Origin of the sequence: Tepidibacter thalassicus DSM 15285, from assembly GCF_900129915.1 — a bacterium.
In the GTDB taxonomy this organism is placed as follows: Bacteria; Bacillota; Clostridia; order Peptostreptococcales; family Peptostreptococcaceae; genus Tepidibacter; species Tepidibacter thalassicus.
In genome coordinates, this window is the sequence record NZ_FQXH01000011.1 from 23,009 (window position 1) to 39,737 (window position 16,729).

Sequence of the window (16,729 nt, forward strand, 5' to 3'; positions counted from 1 at the left end):
TTTAATACCCTCTATTTGCCATTCTTTTTTCTTCATCTATTGAATATACATTTATTCCAACCATAGCTTCACCAAGATTCTCTGAAACTTGAGCTAATATATCCGGATCATCAAAATGCGTAACAGCTTTAACTATAGCACTAGCTCTTTTTTTAGGATCGCCAGACTTAAATATTCCAGAACCAACAAACACACCATCACAGCCAAGTTGCATCATCATAGCAGCATCAGCAGGAGTAGCAATACCTCCAGCAGCAAAATTTACAACAGGAAGTTTTCCATGTTCATGAACATATTCAACTAAGTGAATAGGAGCTTGCAATTCTTTAGCAGCATCCATTAATTCATCTTTAGACAAACCTTTAATCCTTCTAATTTCTGAATTCATCATTCTCATATGTTTTACAGCCTCAATAACATCTCCTGTTCCAGGTTCCCCTTTAGTTCTAATCATCGAAGCACCCTCAGCAATTCTCCTCAAAGCTTCACCTAAATTTTTAGCTCCACAAACAAAAGGAACTTTAAAAGCTTTTTTATCAATATGAAGTTTTGGATCAGCAGGTGTCAAAACTTCACTTTCATCTATATAGTCTATCTTTAAAGCCTCGAGTATCTGTGCTTCTACAAAATGTCCTATTCTTACTTTTGCCATAACCGGAATAGAAACAGCCTCTTGAATAGATTTTATAATTTTAGGATCTGAAGCTCTTGCAACCCCACCATAACGTCTTATATCAGCAGGAACTCTCTCCAATGCCATAACTGCACAAGCACCAGCTTCCTCGGCAATTTTTGCTTCTTCTGGATTTGTAACATCCATTATAACTCCACCTTTTAACATTTGAGCTAGATTTTTATTTAATTCATATCTACTCATAATAACCCCCCTCTATTGAACCAATACAATTATTGAATATTTTTCCTATTTAAGAATATTATCTCACATTTGCATTTATTTCATCAATACATTTAAATCAAAAACACGAATTGTATTAGTACATTTTTGAAGATGAGGAACACAAATAATCAACTTTAAATATAATAATACAAAAAATAATTATTTTAGGAGGAAAAAGTATGTTTATTAATCCATGTTTTATATCTCCTTTTGGCTTTCACATATACCGAGTACAAAAAGGAGATACTTTAGCTGAAATTGCAGAAAAATTCAATACAACTGTAGACATTATTTTAAAATTCAACTTTATTCCAAATCCAAATTTAATACCTGTAGGATTAGCTTTACGAATTCCAGTTTCACCTCCAGATTCTGTAATTCATACAGTAGAAAAAGGCGAAACAATAGCTTCTATTGCCGAAAAATACAATGTACCAATGATGTATATAATACGCTTTAATTACCTCAAAAATCCTAATTTAATTTATGAAGGACAACAACTTTTAATCCCATTTTACAAAAAATAAAAATAGAGCCAATTTGGCTCTATTTTTTTGTTACTCCTTCCCAATCCTTTAAAAACCTTTCTATACCAATATCTGTCATAGGATGTTTTACCATCTGCTTAAATACTTTATATGGAATTGTAGAAATATGAGCACCAGCAAGAGCTGATGATATTACATGTTCAGGATGTCTAATACTCGCAGAAATAACTTCTGTACTTATTCCATGAATATCAAATATTTCAACGATTTCCTTTATAAGCCCCATTCCCTGATGCCCTATATCATCAAGTCTTCCAACAAACGGACTAACATATGTGGCTCCTGCCTTCGCAGCAAGAAGTGCTTGATTCGCCGAAAAAACCAATGTTACATTAGTCTTTATTCCCTTTTTAGAAAGTTCTTTTACAGCCTTTAATCCTTCTTCAGTCATAGGAATTTTTATAACTATATTAGAATGTATTTTAGAGAGATTTAAAGCTTCCTCTATCATTTTATCTGCTTTTAAAGATATAACTTCAGCTGAAATAGGACCATCTACTATATCCGTTATCTCTTTTACAACCTCTTTAAAATCTCTTCCCTCTTTTGCAATTAATGAAGGATTAGTTGTAACTCCTTCAATTACTCCCCAATCATTTATTTCTTTTATCTCATCTACATTAGCTGTATCTATAAATAGTTTCATAAATCCACCCCTTTTGCAATTGTTTTCCTAATTATTTTACCACATATAAATCAATATTTTTAAAAATTATATTTGAAAAAAATATTTTTTGTATATAATATATTTATAATTAACAATTAAAACAATATAGGAGGTATTAAAATGATGAAAAAAATCACATTACTATTTATTGCTATACTTTTAAGTATTAGTCTTTTTGGATGTAATAAAAAAGATAAAGTTATCTACACAGAACCTGCTCCACCAAAAAAAGAAATTCAAGCTAAAAAAAGACCTGAAAACAAAACTGATACTATAAAAATAAACAATTCAGTTAAAGATATAAATTTAAAATTATACGATGACGAAAATTTAGAATTTACAACATATATTCCTGAAGATATGATAGCCAAATCTAAACAAGGTGATTTTTTATCTATTTATGCAAATTTTAATGGAAAACAAAATAAAGATGCAAAACTTCGCTTTTTCTCTCCAATTAAAACTGTTACATCTAATGTGAAAAATATGAAAGAAGTTGCAATAAACAATCTAAAAAAAGACGGTTTTGAAATACTAGATAACAAATCTTCAGACAAAAAACTAATAAATAATTCAGAATTAGAATTCGATATTATAAAGAAAAAAGATGGAAAAAACGATATTGTAGGAACAGTATCTATTTTCAATCACAACAATAGATTTTATTACGTAATAGTTCAATACCCTTTAGAATACAAAGAAAAGTTTATGCCTCGTGCAGAAAAAATACTTGAAAATATAATGTTTTACGATGAAAAAAACACAAAAAACAAATAAGCTGCTATTTTAGCAGCTTATTTCATTAATACATTCCTATATCATTCAAATACTTATCTCTAGCCAAATTATAATTAAATATAACTTCTACTACTTTTTCTTCTATATCAGCAAGTCTCTCTTGAGCAGCTATTACTTCTACAATAGTACCTGCTACATCTTCAAGATTTGCAGATTTTATAACACTAGTCTCAAATCCATATCCTTCTTTATATCTATATTCAGCTATTTCTAAAGATTCTTTTGCATTTTCAACGACATTTTCAATATATGACAACATATCTTTTGTCGCAATTAATGCTTCATAAGATTGTCTTATACTAGCCTCTACTTCTTTATATGATTTTTCTAACTCAACTTTTGATTTATCCATTTTCACTTTAGCTTCCTTATATTGATATGTGTTATCTGGATATTGTTTTGATGTAAGCTCAAAATTTAATTTATCCACTAAATACTGAGCTTGTGCTTTTCTTATTTCTATTCTTTTTTCTAGTCCTTGTTTTATTCCTTCTTTCAAGTTAAAATCTATTCCTTCTGTTGTAAAATCTTCAACTAAATTAATATCTGTATCAAGGTCTATATTGATTACTTTTTTAAGTTCTATTTCAGCTTTTTTTCTATTCAACACAGCATTTCTATAATCTACATTCATAAGCTTTACTTGTGCTTGTGAAAGCAACACATCGTCTTTTGCCTTCATACCTTCTTCATACGCATTTTTTGCCATTTCATATTGCTTATTAGCTCTATCAAGTGCTACTTTTTTAAGTTCCTCTATTTTCTTAGTTTTTATTACTTCATAATATTTTTGACGAGTAAGAAGTGCTATTTGTTTTTGAGCTATTTTATATCCATCTTTTGTTACTTCATTTTGAAGTTCTGCCATGGTAGTCATAAGTTCTGTAGTAGAATCAAGAGCAAGTACCCTCTCTACATCTATATTTAATTTTTCAGCTATAGCTGAGTTAACTTCTTCTACTCCTAAATCCAATCTATCTTCTCCTTCTTTTATAGCTCCCTGAATATCTTGTTTGCTATAACTTCCATACCCTTTACTTATAGCATAACTTAAATTATTAGATGCTTCTTGCAAAATAGATTTTTGAGCTTTTTGTTCATCAGAAAGCATATCATCTGGAACTTGATTTAATGTATCAAGAACTTTATCTACATTTTGTTTAATATCACTGACACTGCTTGATTCTGTTCCTAATCCACTTGATATGAGTTTGTCAAGTCCTTCAATCAAAGGTGCTGATTCTTCTTTTGCATCATCCAATTTATCTTTTCCTCTTTTTATCTTTTTTTCATTGTATTTTGCTCTATCTAAAGATAAATCAGTTGACTCAAGGTCAACTTCAAGAGATTTTAGTATATAATTGTTCTCCATGGCAATTTTTATAGCTTTATCAAGCGTCAAATTTAACGATTTATTTTCTTCTACTGCATTTTGATTTACTTCTTGAGAATATACATTAAAAGGTATTGCCACTGGAGATGATAATGCCAATGATGCACATAAAGCCATGGAAATTAATCTCCTTTTCATTTTTATTCCTCCTCACTAAAACAGTTCACTATATCACGTTGAAGTTTTTCCAATAAATTATTTAAACATTCCTTTTCATTTATATCTAAGCCTCTAGTCATTTGCTTACTAAAATCTATGTGTTTTTCTTTTACATCTTCAAACAATCCCTTCCCTTTATTTGTAAGATATGCTTTTACAGATCTTCTATCTTTTGGATTTACTCGTTTTTCTACTAATCCTTCTTTTTCCATTCTATCTATAAGCCCTGTTATATTAGCTCTTGTAACAAAAAGTTTTTCTCCAATTTCACAAAGAGCCATTCCATCTTTTGAATGATAAAGAAGAAGTAATACAGAAAACTTAGATTCTGAAATTCCATATTTTGCAAACAAATTATTGTATACAAATCTCATTATTTCAACACTTTTAAGCAAATTTATAATAGTTTTGCCAGACATATCTTCAATAAAATTATAACTTTCCAAAAAATCATACAATTTCTTCTTGTTCACTAAAATTCCCTCCATTTTTTTTATCAAAAGTATACTTAAACAAATTATAACCTATTATAAACCATACAATCCCAAATAACACAAGAGAAATAATCTCTTTTTTAAATATCTCTATAGGAGTATTTTTGATAATAATATCTCTAATAGGACTTATCGCATATATAAGAGGCCATATAACTTTTATAACATATAAAAGGTACTTTGGTATCTGCTCTATTGGCCAAGCATATCCAGCTGTTAAAAAAGTAGGCATAGATAAAAGCATCGTAAACTGAGTAACCTTTAATCTATCCTTAAACAAAGACGCTATTACCAAAGCAATTCCCAACAATGATAATACAAACAAATACACATAAACAAACGCAATTAACAAAGAACCTCTGATATTTATATTGAGAAAATGCTTTAAAATCAAAGCACAAAAAACATATGAAATTGCAGCTACAGTAGCATATACCCCTGACTTTATAAGTATATTTTCTCTATCCTCTAATATTTTAGGAATAAACGCTGATAAAAACAACTGCTGAACAAATACAAGTATTATACCTGGCATTAAATACCCTTTATAAGTAAACTTTGGATCATATAAAACTCTAGATTCAAAATTAAATATCTTAGCTAAATTATAAGATGTATTAGGATCTATCCCCTTAGCCTCAAGTATTTTTATGTTAATACCTGCATTTAGTGTAGCAAGTATTTCAGTTGCTGAAGCAAGTGCTGTATTTCCTATTGTTATATTACTTTCGTCTACAATAAGAGCTATATTAGATGATTTTTGCTTTTTTATATCCTTGTTAAATCCCTTTGGTATATATATCCCCAAATACGCTTTTTTAGAATCTATAATACTCTTAAGATCATTCAACGAATTAACTCTATAAGAAATACAATACCTTTCATTATTTTCAAATTGACTTATTACCATCCTCGAAGTAGATGTATTATCCATATCTAAAACTACAATAGGTATATCATTTATATAGTCCTTTAAATAAACTCCTCCTATAAGGAAAGTGAAAAGCATTGGTCCTAATAAAAGTATTACTATATTTTTAGGATCTTTGAAAAATTTCACTATTTCTTTAAGTATTCTCAACCATTTCACCTTCCTTCTTCTTTTTAGATAATATATTTTCTCTTAAAATCTCAATACCTACTGCTAAACCAATAAATAAAATCGAAACCATAAATAAATATTTTACATCTCCCAAAAAGTCAACAAAATACCCTTTAATCATAATTTCTCTTAAATTATCAGCATAGTGATAAAGAGGTATATATTTTCCAACTACTTGATAACCACTTGGCATTCCCATCAAAGGATAAGTATATCCAACCATTATAGTATTTGGTATAAAAAGCACCGCTGCTACTTGTGCCGCTTTTACTTTATCCCAAACTATAGTCGATATAAACATTCCTATAGCTGATACGGCAGTTGTAAAAGCAAATGTTAAAATCATCAACTCTTTTAAATTTCCCCTAAAAGGAATATCGAATATTTCAGTTTGAATATATATATTGATCATTAAAGATAAAAATCCAAGTACAGAATATACAAACATCTTAGAAGTCAAATAAGTAATCATAGACCTTCTTTTTTCTCTATTCACCGCTACTGCCGTTGCAATTACAAGCCCAACTTGAACCATGGCTGTCATAAATCCAGGCATCAAATAATTAGTATAATTTCTAGTAGGATTAAAAAGCAATCTAGTTTTTATTCCAATAGACGATACTATTTTTTTAGCCTGTTCAAATGGCAAATTAAGTTTTCCCTGTAATACCTTAATTAAAGCTCCACCTTTTAATGTCAAAAGAGTTTCTCCTGCCTGTATCTTTGCAAAAGAAGTAATTGAAAGCTGACTTCCATCATACACAGTTAAAATTGTAGGTGATTTATATGATTTTAAGTCCTTGTAAAAGTTAGTCGGAATCAACAATCCAAATCTAACCTTATTTTCTACTATTAGCTTTTCTATTTCATAAGGATTATCAACATAATACTTAACATCAAACGTATCACTGTCATCAAAATATTTGACCACACTTCTTGAAAACTGAGTATTATCTCCAAGATATACTGCTGTAGGTATCTCCTTTATTTGATGATCCGAAAACATATAACATAGCATAATATTTACTACAACAGGAATCACAAATATCAATACAAAAGGCATTATATATTTTTTAATTTTCTCCATTAACATCACCTACTTTATAAAATCGACAAACGCAGTCATTCCTGGTCTTAACAAACCTTCCTCATTTTCTATTTTTATTTTTACTCCATAAGATACAATATCGTAATTACCATTATCATTAGTCGCTTTTTTAACTGCAAAATCAGGTTTTCTATTAACCCTTACAACCTTTCCTTTGAATACCTTATCTTTAAAAGCAGGAACTGTTATTTTAGCCTCTTGACCTTCATAAACTTCATTTAATTTAGTTTCATCTACATTTACTTCTATCCATATATTATTAAGATCTGAAACTGTAGCTATGCTCATACCAGTAGACACTAACTCTCCCTTATCAACATTTATAAGCGTTACCGTTCCATTTATAGGAGATTTAATAAAAGTATCTTGTATATAAGCATTTACTTCTTCAAGGCCAGCTTTTGCCTGTTCATATTTACCCCTTGCAGCTTCAGCCATATTCATTGCAGAAGCAACTAAAGCCTGTGCACCTGATATATCTTCACTTCTCGCCCCTTCTTTTGCCATATTAAGTTTTTCTTTTGCTATATCAAGCTGTGCTTTCACTTCATCTCTTTTTTGAGCAGAAACAGCTCCTTTTTCATAAAGCTTTTCTACTCTATCATAAGTTTTTGCCATAAGATCATAATAAGCCTGAGCTTGAGCTATCTCTTGAGTTCTTGCTCCATTTTGAGCTTTTGTCAACTGAGAATTAGCAGCATTTACTTGAGATTGAGCAGCTTCATATTGAGCTTTAGCAGCACTAACTAGAGCTTCCATTTGCTCTTTTTTAGCCTTTAACTCTTTTGAATCTATAACAGCAATTACATCTCCCTCTTTAATTTCCTGTCCTTCTTCAAATTTTATTTCTCCTATCTTTCCTGGTATCTTAGAATTTATATCTACTTCTTGTGCTTCTATAACCCCTTGAAACTTTTCATCTTTTTTTACATCTTCAGTTGAAGAACATCCAAACAACAACAAACTAATTGACAGTAAAAAAATAAAAATAATACTTTTACTTTTCATACTACAACCCCTCCTATATAGTTAATATATTTATTATTTAGTTTATATGTTAATTATATTACCTTGAATAAATTTTGTAAATAGAATTTTTGCAAAAAATAAGAGTGGATAAAATATCCACTCTAAAACAGTACACTATCAACTTTTTCTTTTAACTCAAATATATCAAACGGTTTTTGAAGAATTCCCTCAATATTGAGTTCATATAACCTATTTACCTTTTTAGGATCTGTAAAAGCAGTCAATATAAATACCTTTACTTCTTTATCGTATTTTCTAATATTTTCTAATATCTCAAGGCCATCCATATTTTTAAATTTCATATCCAAAAGAACAACATCAACTCTATTCCCATTTACAATATCCAATGCTTTTTTTCCATCTTCAGCTAAATAAATCTCATAATCTCCCCTAAACAAACTACTAAGAAGGGATCTAAGACCTGACTCATCATCCACAATAAGCATTTTTTTCATTCTATATCCCCCTAGTTTTAATGATTCTCAATTAACATAATTGTCTTAGCTTCAATTGTCCCCAATTTATCTTCACCAACTACAGATATTATATCCCCTTCATCTAAATTAGATTCCCTTCTCTTATCTCCATCTGTATCCAAAATCGGAGTTACATCATCATCGTATTTAATGTATAAAGTTTTACCATCTGCACTGTTTTTAAGTTCTATTGTATCATTTTTTTCACTTATATCTATAATTTCCCCCACAAACGTAGATAAATTAACCTTTTGATCTCCTTCTATTTTAGTTACTTCTCCACTTTCTAAAGTAAGTTTTATTTTATAATTTACTCTAAGGTCATAAAGACCAGCAACTTCATCATCTATCTCCACTTCAAATCCCGGCAATAACTTATAAGTTTTAAGTTTGTCATCCTCATCTAATATAGTTATTTCTGGAGTTGATGACATTTTAATTTCTTTTAATACCCCTTTAACAGTTTCTCTAACACTATCTGCTTCTATATCTTTAACTACATTGTATTCCCCTTCAAGTCTTACTTTATCTCCTACACGAAGATCAGATATTTCTGCTTTTTTATCATTTCTTTCTATATCAACATCTTTATCTATATCGAATTTATAAGTTTTATCATCATCAACTATAGTTATTTCAGATTTTGATACTTTTTTTATTTTACCCCTTATTTTAAAATCTTTAGATATAGCTTCTATTTCCCTTACTATTCCATTTACTAATTTAATTTTCACTTTATCTTTTTTCTCTAATTTATATATACTAGACTTCTCACCATCTAATTCAACTTTAGTTAATCTATCTGTTTTATATTCTTCATACTTATCATCTATCTTAAATGTAACAGAATGATTTCCATTCGCATCAAATGAAGCACTTATAAAATACCCCTCTTTTTCTACTTCTATATCCTTTATTTTTACACTGTACACTTTTGAACCTGAAACAGTTAAAGAAACTTCTATCCCCTCTTTTAAATCAGAAATACTAGCACTTTTACTTCCCCATTTTATAGCTATATCATTTTTATTATTAGTAAATACTAATTTTTTATCTCTAGAATCCTTTATAGTTATACTCAACTTATCCCCATAAGTTGTAACATCGTATATCTTTCCTTCTAACGAAGTTAAAACTTCTTCTTTTTTATCTTCATTATTCTTATTATCATTATCAGTTAAATCTGTATCTCCATCCTTATGTATCAATTTATATCCTATAGATAACATCTTAGCCAGCTCTGCTCTAGTTACAGGATTATTAGGATTGAAATTTCCCCTATAATCACCTTTTCCATTTATTATACCTTTTTTAATAAGTACATCTATATACGGTCTTGCACTCGCTGGTATCTTATTTGAATCCTTAAATCCTAAAACCACTACTTTACTCAATTCATCTTCAAAACCTAATCCCCTAGCAAGATATACTGCTATTTCCCATCTTAGAGCATTTTGAGATTTTCCATTTTTCAAAAATGCAGAAAGCAATCTTTCATTATTTAAAATGCCTTTTTCAAGCGCAAATACAATTTCTTCCTTTGCCCAATTTGCATGAGTTAATATACCATAGTTTTTTAAAGCTTTTTCATACTTTGATTTGTTTTTTTCATATGCTGAATTTACATCTTTTGAGTCAAATAACCTAGTTATCATCACTATTGCTTCTATTCTAGATACAGACCTGTCGGGTTTAAAAGTAGCATCACCATATCCAGTTATTATTTTCTTAGAAGCCATATCTTCTACATACTTTTTAGCCCAATGTTTATCTGTAACATCTGTAAACATCTGAGCTCCAAAAGAATACATTATACTCGTCAAAACCAAAAATACTATTACCAATATAGCAAGCGTACTTTTGACCCATCTTTTCACTCGTAACTTTTTCATAACAACCCCCCATGTTAAAATATTTTTAAATTTTTTGTCGAATTTTATATATCATATATTACACAATTTAATTTTATCATATAATCAACTTTAATCCAAACAAAAAAGTCCCTGTATCATTCATTAATACGGGACTTTTTTTGTTTAATAATATTAATTCACACGACCTATATTTACAGCTTTATTATAATCAAGAACTGCTAAATTGTAATTTGATATTGCCGATGCTAAAGCTACATTTGCAGAGTATAATTGATTTGCAGATTGCTCTACCTCAAGCAAAGTTCCAACCCCAGCATTATAGGAAAGTTCTCTAAGCCTTAATCCTTCTTTTGCTTTTTCAACATTGGCCTTAGCCAATTCTATCTGTTTTTTTGCATTAATTACAGCATCGTATTTTGACTTAATATCAAATTCAACTGATTTTTTTAAATCATTTAAAAGACTTTCAATTTTGGCTAAATTTCTCTGTTTAGTTTTATATACATAAGTATTTTCTGTATATTTTATAGAATTTGTTTCAAAATCAAGTTTTACAATTTCATGATTATGATTCATCTGAATCATATCAAATCTCTGCTCATATGCTTTTTCTAAATCTTTATTCAAATTCACATCAAATTTCTGCTCATAAAAATTAGATGTAAGCTCAAGTTTTGTGTCCAATGGATAATTTAAAACCATATTCAATCTTCTATATGCATTTTCCAAATCTGTTTTCGCCTTTTCTACTTTTACAGTAGCTTCATTTAGCGATATATCAGCCATTATAAGGTCTGATTTTGAAGCAACCCCTAAATCTAACTTTTTCTTAACTTCATCTCTATTTCTTTTTACATTTTCTAAATTGTCTTTCGCTACTTTTAAATAATCTCTAGCTTGAAGTGCTGCATAATAAGAAGCTGTTACTTTATACTTCAAATCTTCTATTTTATAATTCTTTTTTATTTTTTCTTCTTCAAGAGCATATTCAGCTGCTTTTGACATCATATTAGAATCCAATTGAAATCCCTCTACTGTTCCAAGAGAAAAACCTCTATCTTTTAAATCATCGTATTTTTTCTCACTGTATTTTGCCTTATCTAATTCTATTTCCTTTATCTCAATATCTAATTCACTTACTTTAATATCAGTAGAATTTTTTATAGCTTCATTTATTGCCTGATCTAGTGAAAGTTTTTTTATATTTTCTTTTCCTGAATTATCTGCATATGTCAGTATCGAAGTTAATAATGTCACAAATACAAGCAATATGCTAATTACTACCTTCCTCACTTAAACCACTCTCTTTCTTTTTTATAAATTTAGTTTTAAATCTTATAATCAAATCATCAAATATAGTATACACAACAGGTATAAAAGCTAAAGTTAAAAGTGTAGAAAGTGTAAGCCCTCCTATAACCACAGTTGCCATTGGAGCTTGAGTTGACGCTCCTTCTCCAATTCCAAGTGCTAAAGGCATAAGCCCAAGTACTGTCGTTAAAGTAGTCATAAGTATAGGTCTAAATCTAGTAAATCCAGCTTTGATTATGGCTTCTTCTCTATCCATTCCACTTTCTCTCAATTGATTTATATAGTCAACTAAAACTATAGCATTATTTACAACTATACCCGAAAGCATTATTATCCCTATAAGCGCAGGTACAGACAATGCTCTTTTTGTTATAAATAATCCTATAAACCCTCCAGATAATGCAAAAGGAACTGAAAGCATTACTGTAAACGGATGTATTAATGATTCAAATTGAGATGCAAGTACCATATATACTATTATTATGGATAATAGTAAAGCAAGCCCTAAACTCGAAAAAGCCTCCATCATATCTTCCTGCTGTCCTGTAAAATTATAACTATATCCAGATGGAAGATTATACTCCTCTAATTTTTTCTTTATATCATTAGTTACAGATTTTAAATCTCTTCCATAAAGCTGCGATCCCACTGTTACAGTTCTAGTTTGATTTATTCTCGTAATTTGAGTTGGCGAATTTCCATACTCTATATAAGCTATCTCTCCTAAAGGAACAGTTTTACCTATAGGAGATTTTATCAGTATTTGTTTCATATCTTCAATGGAATTTTTAACTGTATCATCAAGAGAAACATTTACATCTATTTCATCTCCATCAATTTTAAATGTCGTTGCTTTTGACCCATCTATTGAAGATTTAACAGTTCTTGCAACATCACTTGCAGTTATTCCGTAAAAAGAAGCTATTTTTCTATTTAAAATAATTCTCGCTTCTGGATCTCCTTCTTCTGTATCTGATGTAACTTCAGCTGTTCCAGGAACTGATTTTACTATATTTACAAAGTCATCACCTATTGTTTTAAGTGTCTTAAGATCATCTCCTTTTATTTCAATTTCAATTGCAGCTCTTGAAGGCCCTCCTCCTCTCATCGAAGATGCTTCTTCAACTGTTATTTTTGCTCCTGATATATTTTCGACCTTTTCTCTAATTTCATTTACTACATCTTCAGTAGATCTTTTTCTATCTTTTTGATCTACTAAAACTACACTTATCTCAGATTTATTAGATGCACTTCTTGAAAAACCTGAAGATCCTCCAACTTTAGAGAATACCTTATCTTTTTCAGGGATAGTATCAACTATTTTTTCAACTTCTCTTACTATTTTATCGCTATCCTCAAGAGTAGTTCCAAATGGAGTTTCTACTGTTATAGTGAACTTTCCTTCATCTTCTTTCGGGAAAAATTCCCCTCCAACCAATCCAACAAGTGCTATTGAAGATACAAATATAGATATCGCTATAAATACCGTTGTCTTTCTATGTCTTAAAACAAAATCCAGTATTTTACCGTAAATATCACTTAAAAATTCTATAAAATCACTAAATAAATCTAGTATTTTACCTAAAGAAAATCCTCTATGTCTTCTGTTTTTCACTTCCCCAACCTTTAATATCTTAGAACACATCATTGGAACTACAGTTATTGCTACAATTAAAGAGGCAAGCAGTGAAAATACTACAGCAAATGAAAGCTGTTTAAATACTATTGCTGTAAATCCTTTAACAAACACTATAGGTAAAAACACTGCTATAGTCGTCATGGTTGAAGCAAATACGGCCATGGTAACTTCTTTTGCTCCTTCAATAGCCGATTCCACTCTTGAAAGTCCTAATTCTCTATGTCTGTATATATTTTCAAGAACAACAATAGAGTTATCAACCAACATACCTATTCCAAGAGCAAGTCCACCAAGAGATATCAAGTTAATTGTCAATCCTCCAAAATACATGAGCGCAAAAGTAGCTATAATAGATACCGGTATTGCAGTACCAACTATAAATGTAGATCTTATATTTCTTAAAAATAAGAAAAGTACAACTACTGCAAGTATTCCTCCTGTTATAGCACTGTTTGTAACATTACTTATAGATTTATTAATAAATTCTGATTGGTCAAATCCAACTACAATCTCTAAATTAGGATAATCTTTTCTTATTTTAGCTACTTCTTCAAGTACATTTTTTGCAACCTTAACAGTATTAGCAGCAGACTGCTTTGTTATAGAAATACCTATACTATTTTTACCATTAACTCTCGATAAACTGTCCTTTTCTTTATAAGAAAGAGTTACATTTGCTATATCAGAAAGTCTTATTATATCTCCATTTTTAAGTACTAAAGGTATATCTTTTATCTCATCTAAATTTTTAAATTCGCCGACAGTTCTAACCAATAATTCTTTCTGTCCTTTATTTACATTACCACCAGGTAAATTCAAATTTTCAGCTCTTAAAATATTCTGTATTTGACCTAAAGATAAGCCATATCCCTCTAACTTCTCTTTGTTTATATTTATTTTAACTTCTTTTTCCTCTCCTCCTGATAAATCAACCGAAGCTACTCCTTCTATTCTCTCAAAACGAGATTGCAACTCATCTTCTACTAAAGACTGAAGTTTTCCAATCTCCATATTAGACGAAATACCGAGATTTATTATAGGTTCTGAATTTGGATCTATTTTAAGTACTATAGGAGTTGATGCATCTTCTGGGAGTACCCCTTTTACCAAATCCACTTTTTCTCTCATTTCCAAAGTTGCAAAATCCATATCCGTACCATATTCAAATTCAACAACGACTATGGAATTCCCCTCTCTTGAATAAGAAGTAATATTTTTCAAATTGCTCACTGTTGCTACAGACTTTTCTATAGGTTTTGTTATTAAAGTTTCTATTTCTTCAGGTGCAACCCCACTGTAATTCACCGAAACTATAGCCACAGGGATTTCCATTTCTGGATAAAGATCTATTGGTAAAAGTGTTAGTGAAACCATCCCTATTAATATGGCTATAAACATAAACATGAGGGTTGTAACCGGTCTTTTAACTGATATTTTCGATATGTTCATAAAATCCTCCCCTATTTTATAATTTTAACTTTACTTCCCTCATCTAAGTAATTTTGTCCTTTTACAACTACAATATCTCCTTCTTTAATTCCATTTTTAATCTCTACATACTCTCCATTATCTACACCAAGTAATACATTTTTCATATGTGCTTTATCTCCATTTACAGTAAACACTACATTATTTCCTTCTTTTACTATTACAGCTTCACTTGGCACTGTAATTACTTTTTCTTTTTTATCTGTAATTATATTAACTTCTGCAAACATTCCAGGTTTTATCAGTTTATTTTTATTATCTATTTCTATTTTTATAGGATATGTCATTGATCCCTGTGAAGTAGCAGGAGAAAGAGCTGTAATTTTACCCTTAAAATTATCTTTACCTGCTGATTTTATAGAAATATCAACAACATCTCCTATTCTCACTTTATTTATAAGGTTTTCTGATATATCCGTTTCAATTACTACCCTATCTAAATTTGCAATAGAAACTGCAGGCATAGCACTTGATGCCATCTCTCCTTCATTGATATTTACAGAAGTAATTACTCCCGATATAGGAGATGTAACTGTTGTATCATTGAGTTTTGATTTTGCATTTTCAAGTGCTACTTTTGCTTGTTCGACTTGTGCCTTTACAGCTTCTATATTTGTAGAAGAAGCTTGAAGCTCATACTGTTCAAACTGCTGTTTAGATATAGCTCCTTGTTCATACAATGATTTCATTCTCTCATAATTAACTTTTGCATTTTGTATTTGTTCTTCTCTCAGCTTTAAATTTGCAACTGCCATATTATAAGCTGCTTCAGCGTTTTTTACTGCATTTATCATATCTGTTTGATCAAGTGTAAAAAGCACATCCCCTTTATTTACAAATTTACCTATTTCCACATTGACTTTAGTAACCTTTCCCGGAATTTTAGGAACAACATTAGCTTCTTCTATAGGAGTTACTTTTGCCGACAATGTAGTTTTAATGCTTATATCATTTTTCTCTACTTTTTTAGTTTCAACACTTACAACTTTTTCCCCACGCACTTTTACTTCCTTTTTCTTTTTACATCCTGCAAGAGGCATAGTAAAAATTAAAACAAGTACAAGTAATAAACTAAATCTCCTTTTCATACATTCAACCTCCATCTACTTTTTCTTAATTCCATTGAAAAAAACATCTATCATAACATCTATTTCTTTTTCTATAGGAATAATATTATCTTTTTCCATTTCAGACCTTCTTTGAAAAAATACTCCAAACATCATACCTCTAAAAATCCTTGAAATCAGTTTATAATCTATATTTTTGTATTCTTCTTTATTTATTTTTATCTGTTTAAATATATAATTTGACATTTGATATTCTTTTTCTCTAATTTTTTCAATATACATACTTTTTATGTCCTCATGAAACTGCATTTCATAATGAATAACCTTCATTATATTATAATTTTTTTCAAACACTTTATATCTATCAAGTAATATTATCTTTAAAATTTCCTCTATAGATTTATCTTTATTTTCCCTTATAATTTTTTTTAATGATTCTAAATTTGCAAATTCTTCAAACCGTTCTACATACTCGAGCATTACCCCTCTTAAAATATCTTTTTTTGTTTTGTAATACCTAAATATTGTACCTTCAGCTACTCCTGCTTCTTTTGATATTTCACTAGTAGTAGCTCCCGAAAATCCTTTCTCCGAAAACACCTTTAATGCTGCATTAAATATCTTCTCTTGTGTGTTTTTAGATTTTTCACTTTTCATAAAATCCTCCTTTCAAAATTG

15 protein-coding genes are annotated in these 16,729 nt (G+C 29.6%); 2 read left to right on the forward strand and 13 right to left on the reverse strand.

The features are described 5' to 3' along the window. Position 1: 1 nt before the first annotated feature. Positions 2-877, reverse strand: a complete 876-nt coding sequence (pdxS, locus tag BUA19_RS06145) for a pyridoxal 5'-phosphate synthase lyase subunit PdxS (protein ID WP_072724768.1) — start codon at positions 875-877, stop codon at positions 2-4. Positions 878-1,077: 200 nt separating this feature from the next. Between pdxS and BUA19_RS06150 the strand changes: the two genes are divergently transcribed. Next, complete coding sequence (locus BUA19_RS06150; protein ID WP_072724770.1) at positions 1,078-1,425, forward strand: LysM peptidoglycan-binding domain-containing protein; 348 nt, start codon at positions 1,078-1,080, stop codon at positions 1,423-1,425. A 19-nt stretch (positions 1,426-1,444) separates the two neighbouring features. Here the strand turns inward: BUA19_RS06150 and fsa are convergent, their stop codons facing one another. Continuing rightward, positions 1,445-2,092 carry a fructose-6-phosphate aldolase gene (gene fsa / locus BUA19_RS06155; protein WP_072724772.1) on the reverse strand — a complete coding sequence of 216 codons (648 nt, stop codon included), beginning with the start codon at positions 2,090-2,092 and terminating at the stop codon, positions 1,445-1,447. Positions 2,093-2,233: 141 nt separating this feature from the next. On the opposite strand from fsa, the gene BUA19_RS06160 reads away from it, so the two are divergent. Continuing rightward, positions 2,234-2,890, forward strand: coding sequence for a hypothetical protein (locus BUA19_RS06160; RefSeq protein ID WP_072724774.1), 657 nt, complete (start codon positions 2,234-2,236; stop codon positions 2,888-2,890). A gap of 25 nt (positions 2,891-2,915) precedes the next feature. Here BUA19_RS06160 and BUA19_RS06165 read toward each other — a convergent pair whose 3' ends face one another. The 11 genes from BUA19_RS06165 to BUA19_RS06215 form a co-directional block, all read right to left on the reverse strand. Next, positions 2,916-4,442, reverse strand: coding sequence for a TolC family protein (locus BUA19_RS06165; RefSeq protein ID WP_072724777.1), 1,527 nt, complete (start codon positions 4,440-4,442; stop codon positions 2,916-2,918). Positions 4,443-4,444: 2 nt separating this feature from the next. Next, positions 4,445-4,936, reverse strand: coding sequence for a MarR family winged helix-turn-helix transcriptional regulator (locus tag BUA19_RS06170; protein ID WP_178137459.1), 492 nt, complete (start codon positions 4,934-4,936; stop codon positions 4,445-4,447). Next, entirely contained in the window at positions 4,914-6,038 is a 1,125-nt protein-coding gene (locus BUA19_RS06175; protein WP_072724778.1) for an ABC transporter permease, read from the reverse strand. Before BUA19_RS06175 ends, BUA19_RS06170 begins: the two co-directional genes overlap by 23 nt. Continuing rightward, the gene (locus tag BUA19_RS06180) at positions 6,025-7,146 is read right to left on the reverse strand and encodes an ABC transporter permease (RefSeq protein ID WP_072724780.1); all 1,122 of its coding nucleotides are present in this window, start codon (positions 7,144-7,146) and stop codon (positions 6,025-6,027) included. The genes BUA19_RS06175 and BUA19_RS06180 overlap by 14 nt, the downstream gene beginning before the upstream one ends. 9 nt (positions 7,147-7,155) lie before the next feature. After that, positions 7,156-8,175 (reverse strand): HlyD family secretion protein, encoded by a 1,020-nt coding sequence (locus BUA19_RS06185; protein WP_072724782.1) that lies wholly within the window; start codon positions 8,173-8,175, stop codon positions 7,156-7,158. Positions 8,176-8,297: 122 nt separating this feature from the next. Further along, entirely contained in the window at positions 8,298-8,651 is a 354-nt protein-coding gene (locus BUA19_RS06190) for a response regulator (RefSeq protein WP_072724784.1), read from the reverse strand. Between the two features lie 17 nt (positions 8,652-8,668). Continuing rightward, on the reverse strand, positions 8,669-10,564 hold the full coding sequence (locus tag BUA19_RS06195) for an S-layer homology domain-containing protein (RefSeq protein ID WP_072724786.1): 1,896 nt from the start codon (positions 10,562-10,564) through the stop codon (positions 8,669-8,671). Positions 10,565-10,717: 153 nt separating this feature from the next. Next, complete coding sequence (locus BUA19_RS06200) at positions 10,718-11,839, reverse strand: TolC family protein (RefSeq protein WP_072724788.1); 1,122 nt, start codon at positions 11,837-11,839, stop codon at positions 10,718-10,720. Next, positions 11,820-14,945, reverse strand: coding sequence for an efflux RND transporter permease subunit (locus tag BUA19_RS06205; protein WP_072724790.1), 3,126 nt, complete (start codon positions 14,943-14,945; stop codon positions 11,820-11,822). The genes BUA19_RS06200 and BUA19_RS06205 overlap by 20 nt, the downstream gene beginning before the upstream one ends. Positions 14,946-14,956: 11 nt before the next feature. Then, a complete protein-coding gene (locus tag BUA19_RS06210) occupies positions 14,957-16,072 on the reverse strand; it encodes an efflux RND transporter periplasmic adaptor subunit (protein ID WP_072724792.1) in 1,116 nt (371 codons plus the stop codon). Positions 16,073-16,087: 15 nt separating this feature from the next. After that, positions 16,088-16,708, reverse strand: a complete 621-nt coding sequence (locus BUA19_RS06215) for a TetR/AcrR family transcriptional regulator (protein ID WP_072724794.1) — start codon at positions 16,706-16,708, stop codon at positions 16,088-16,090. Positions 16,709-16,729 lie beyond the last annotated feature (21 nt).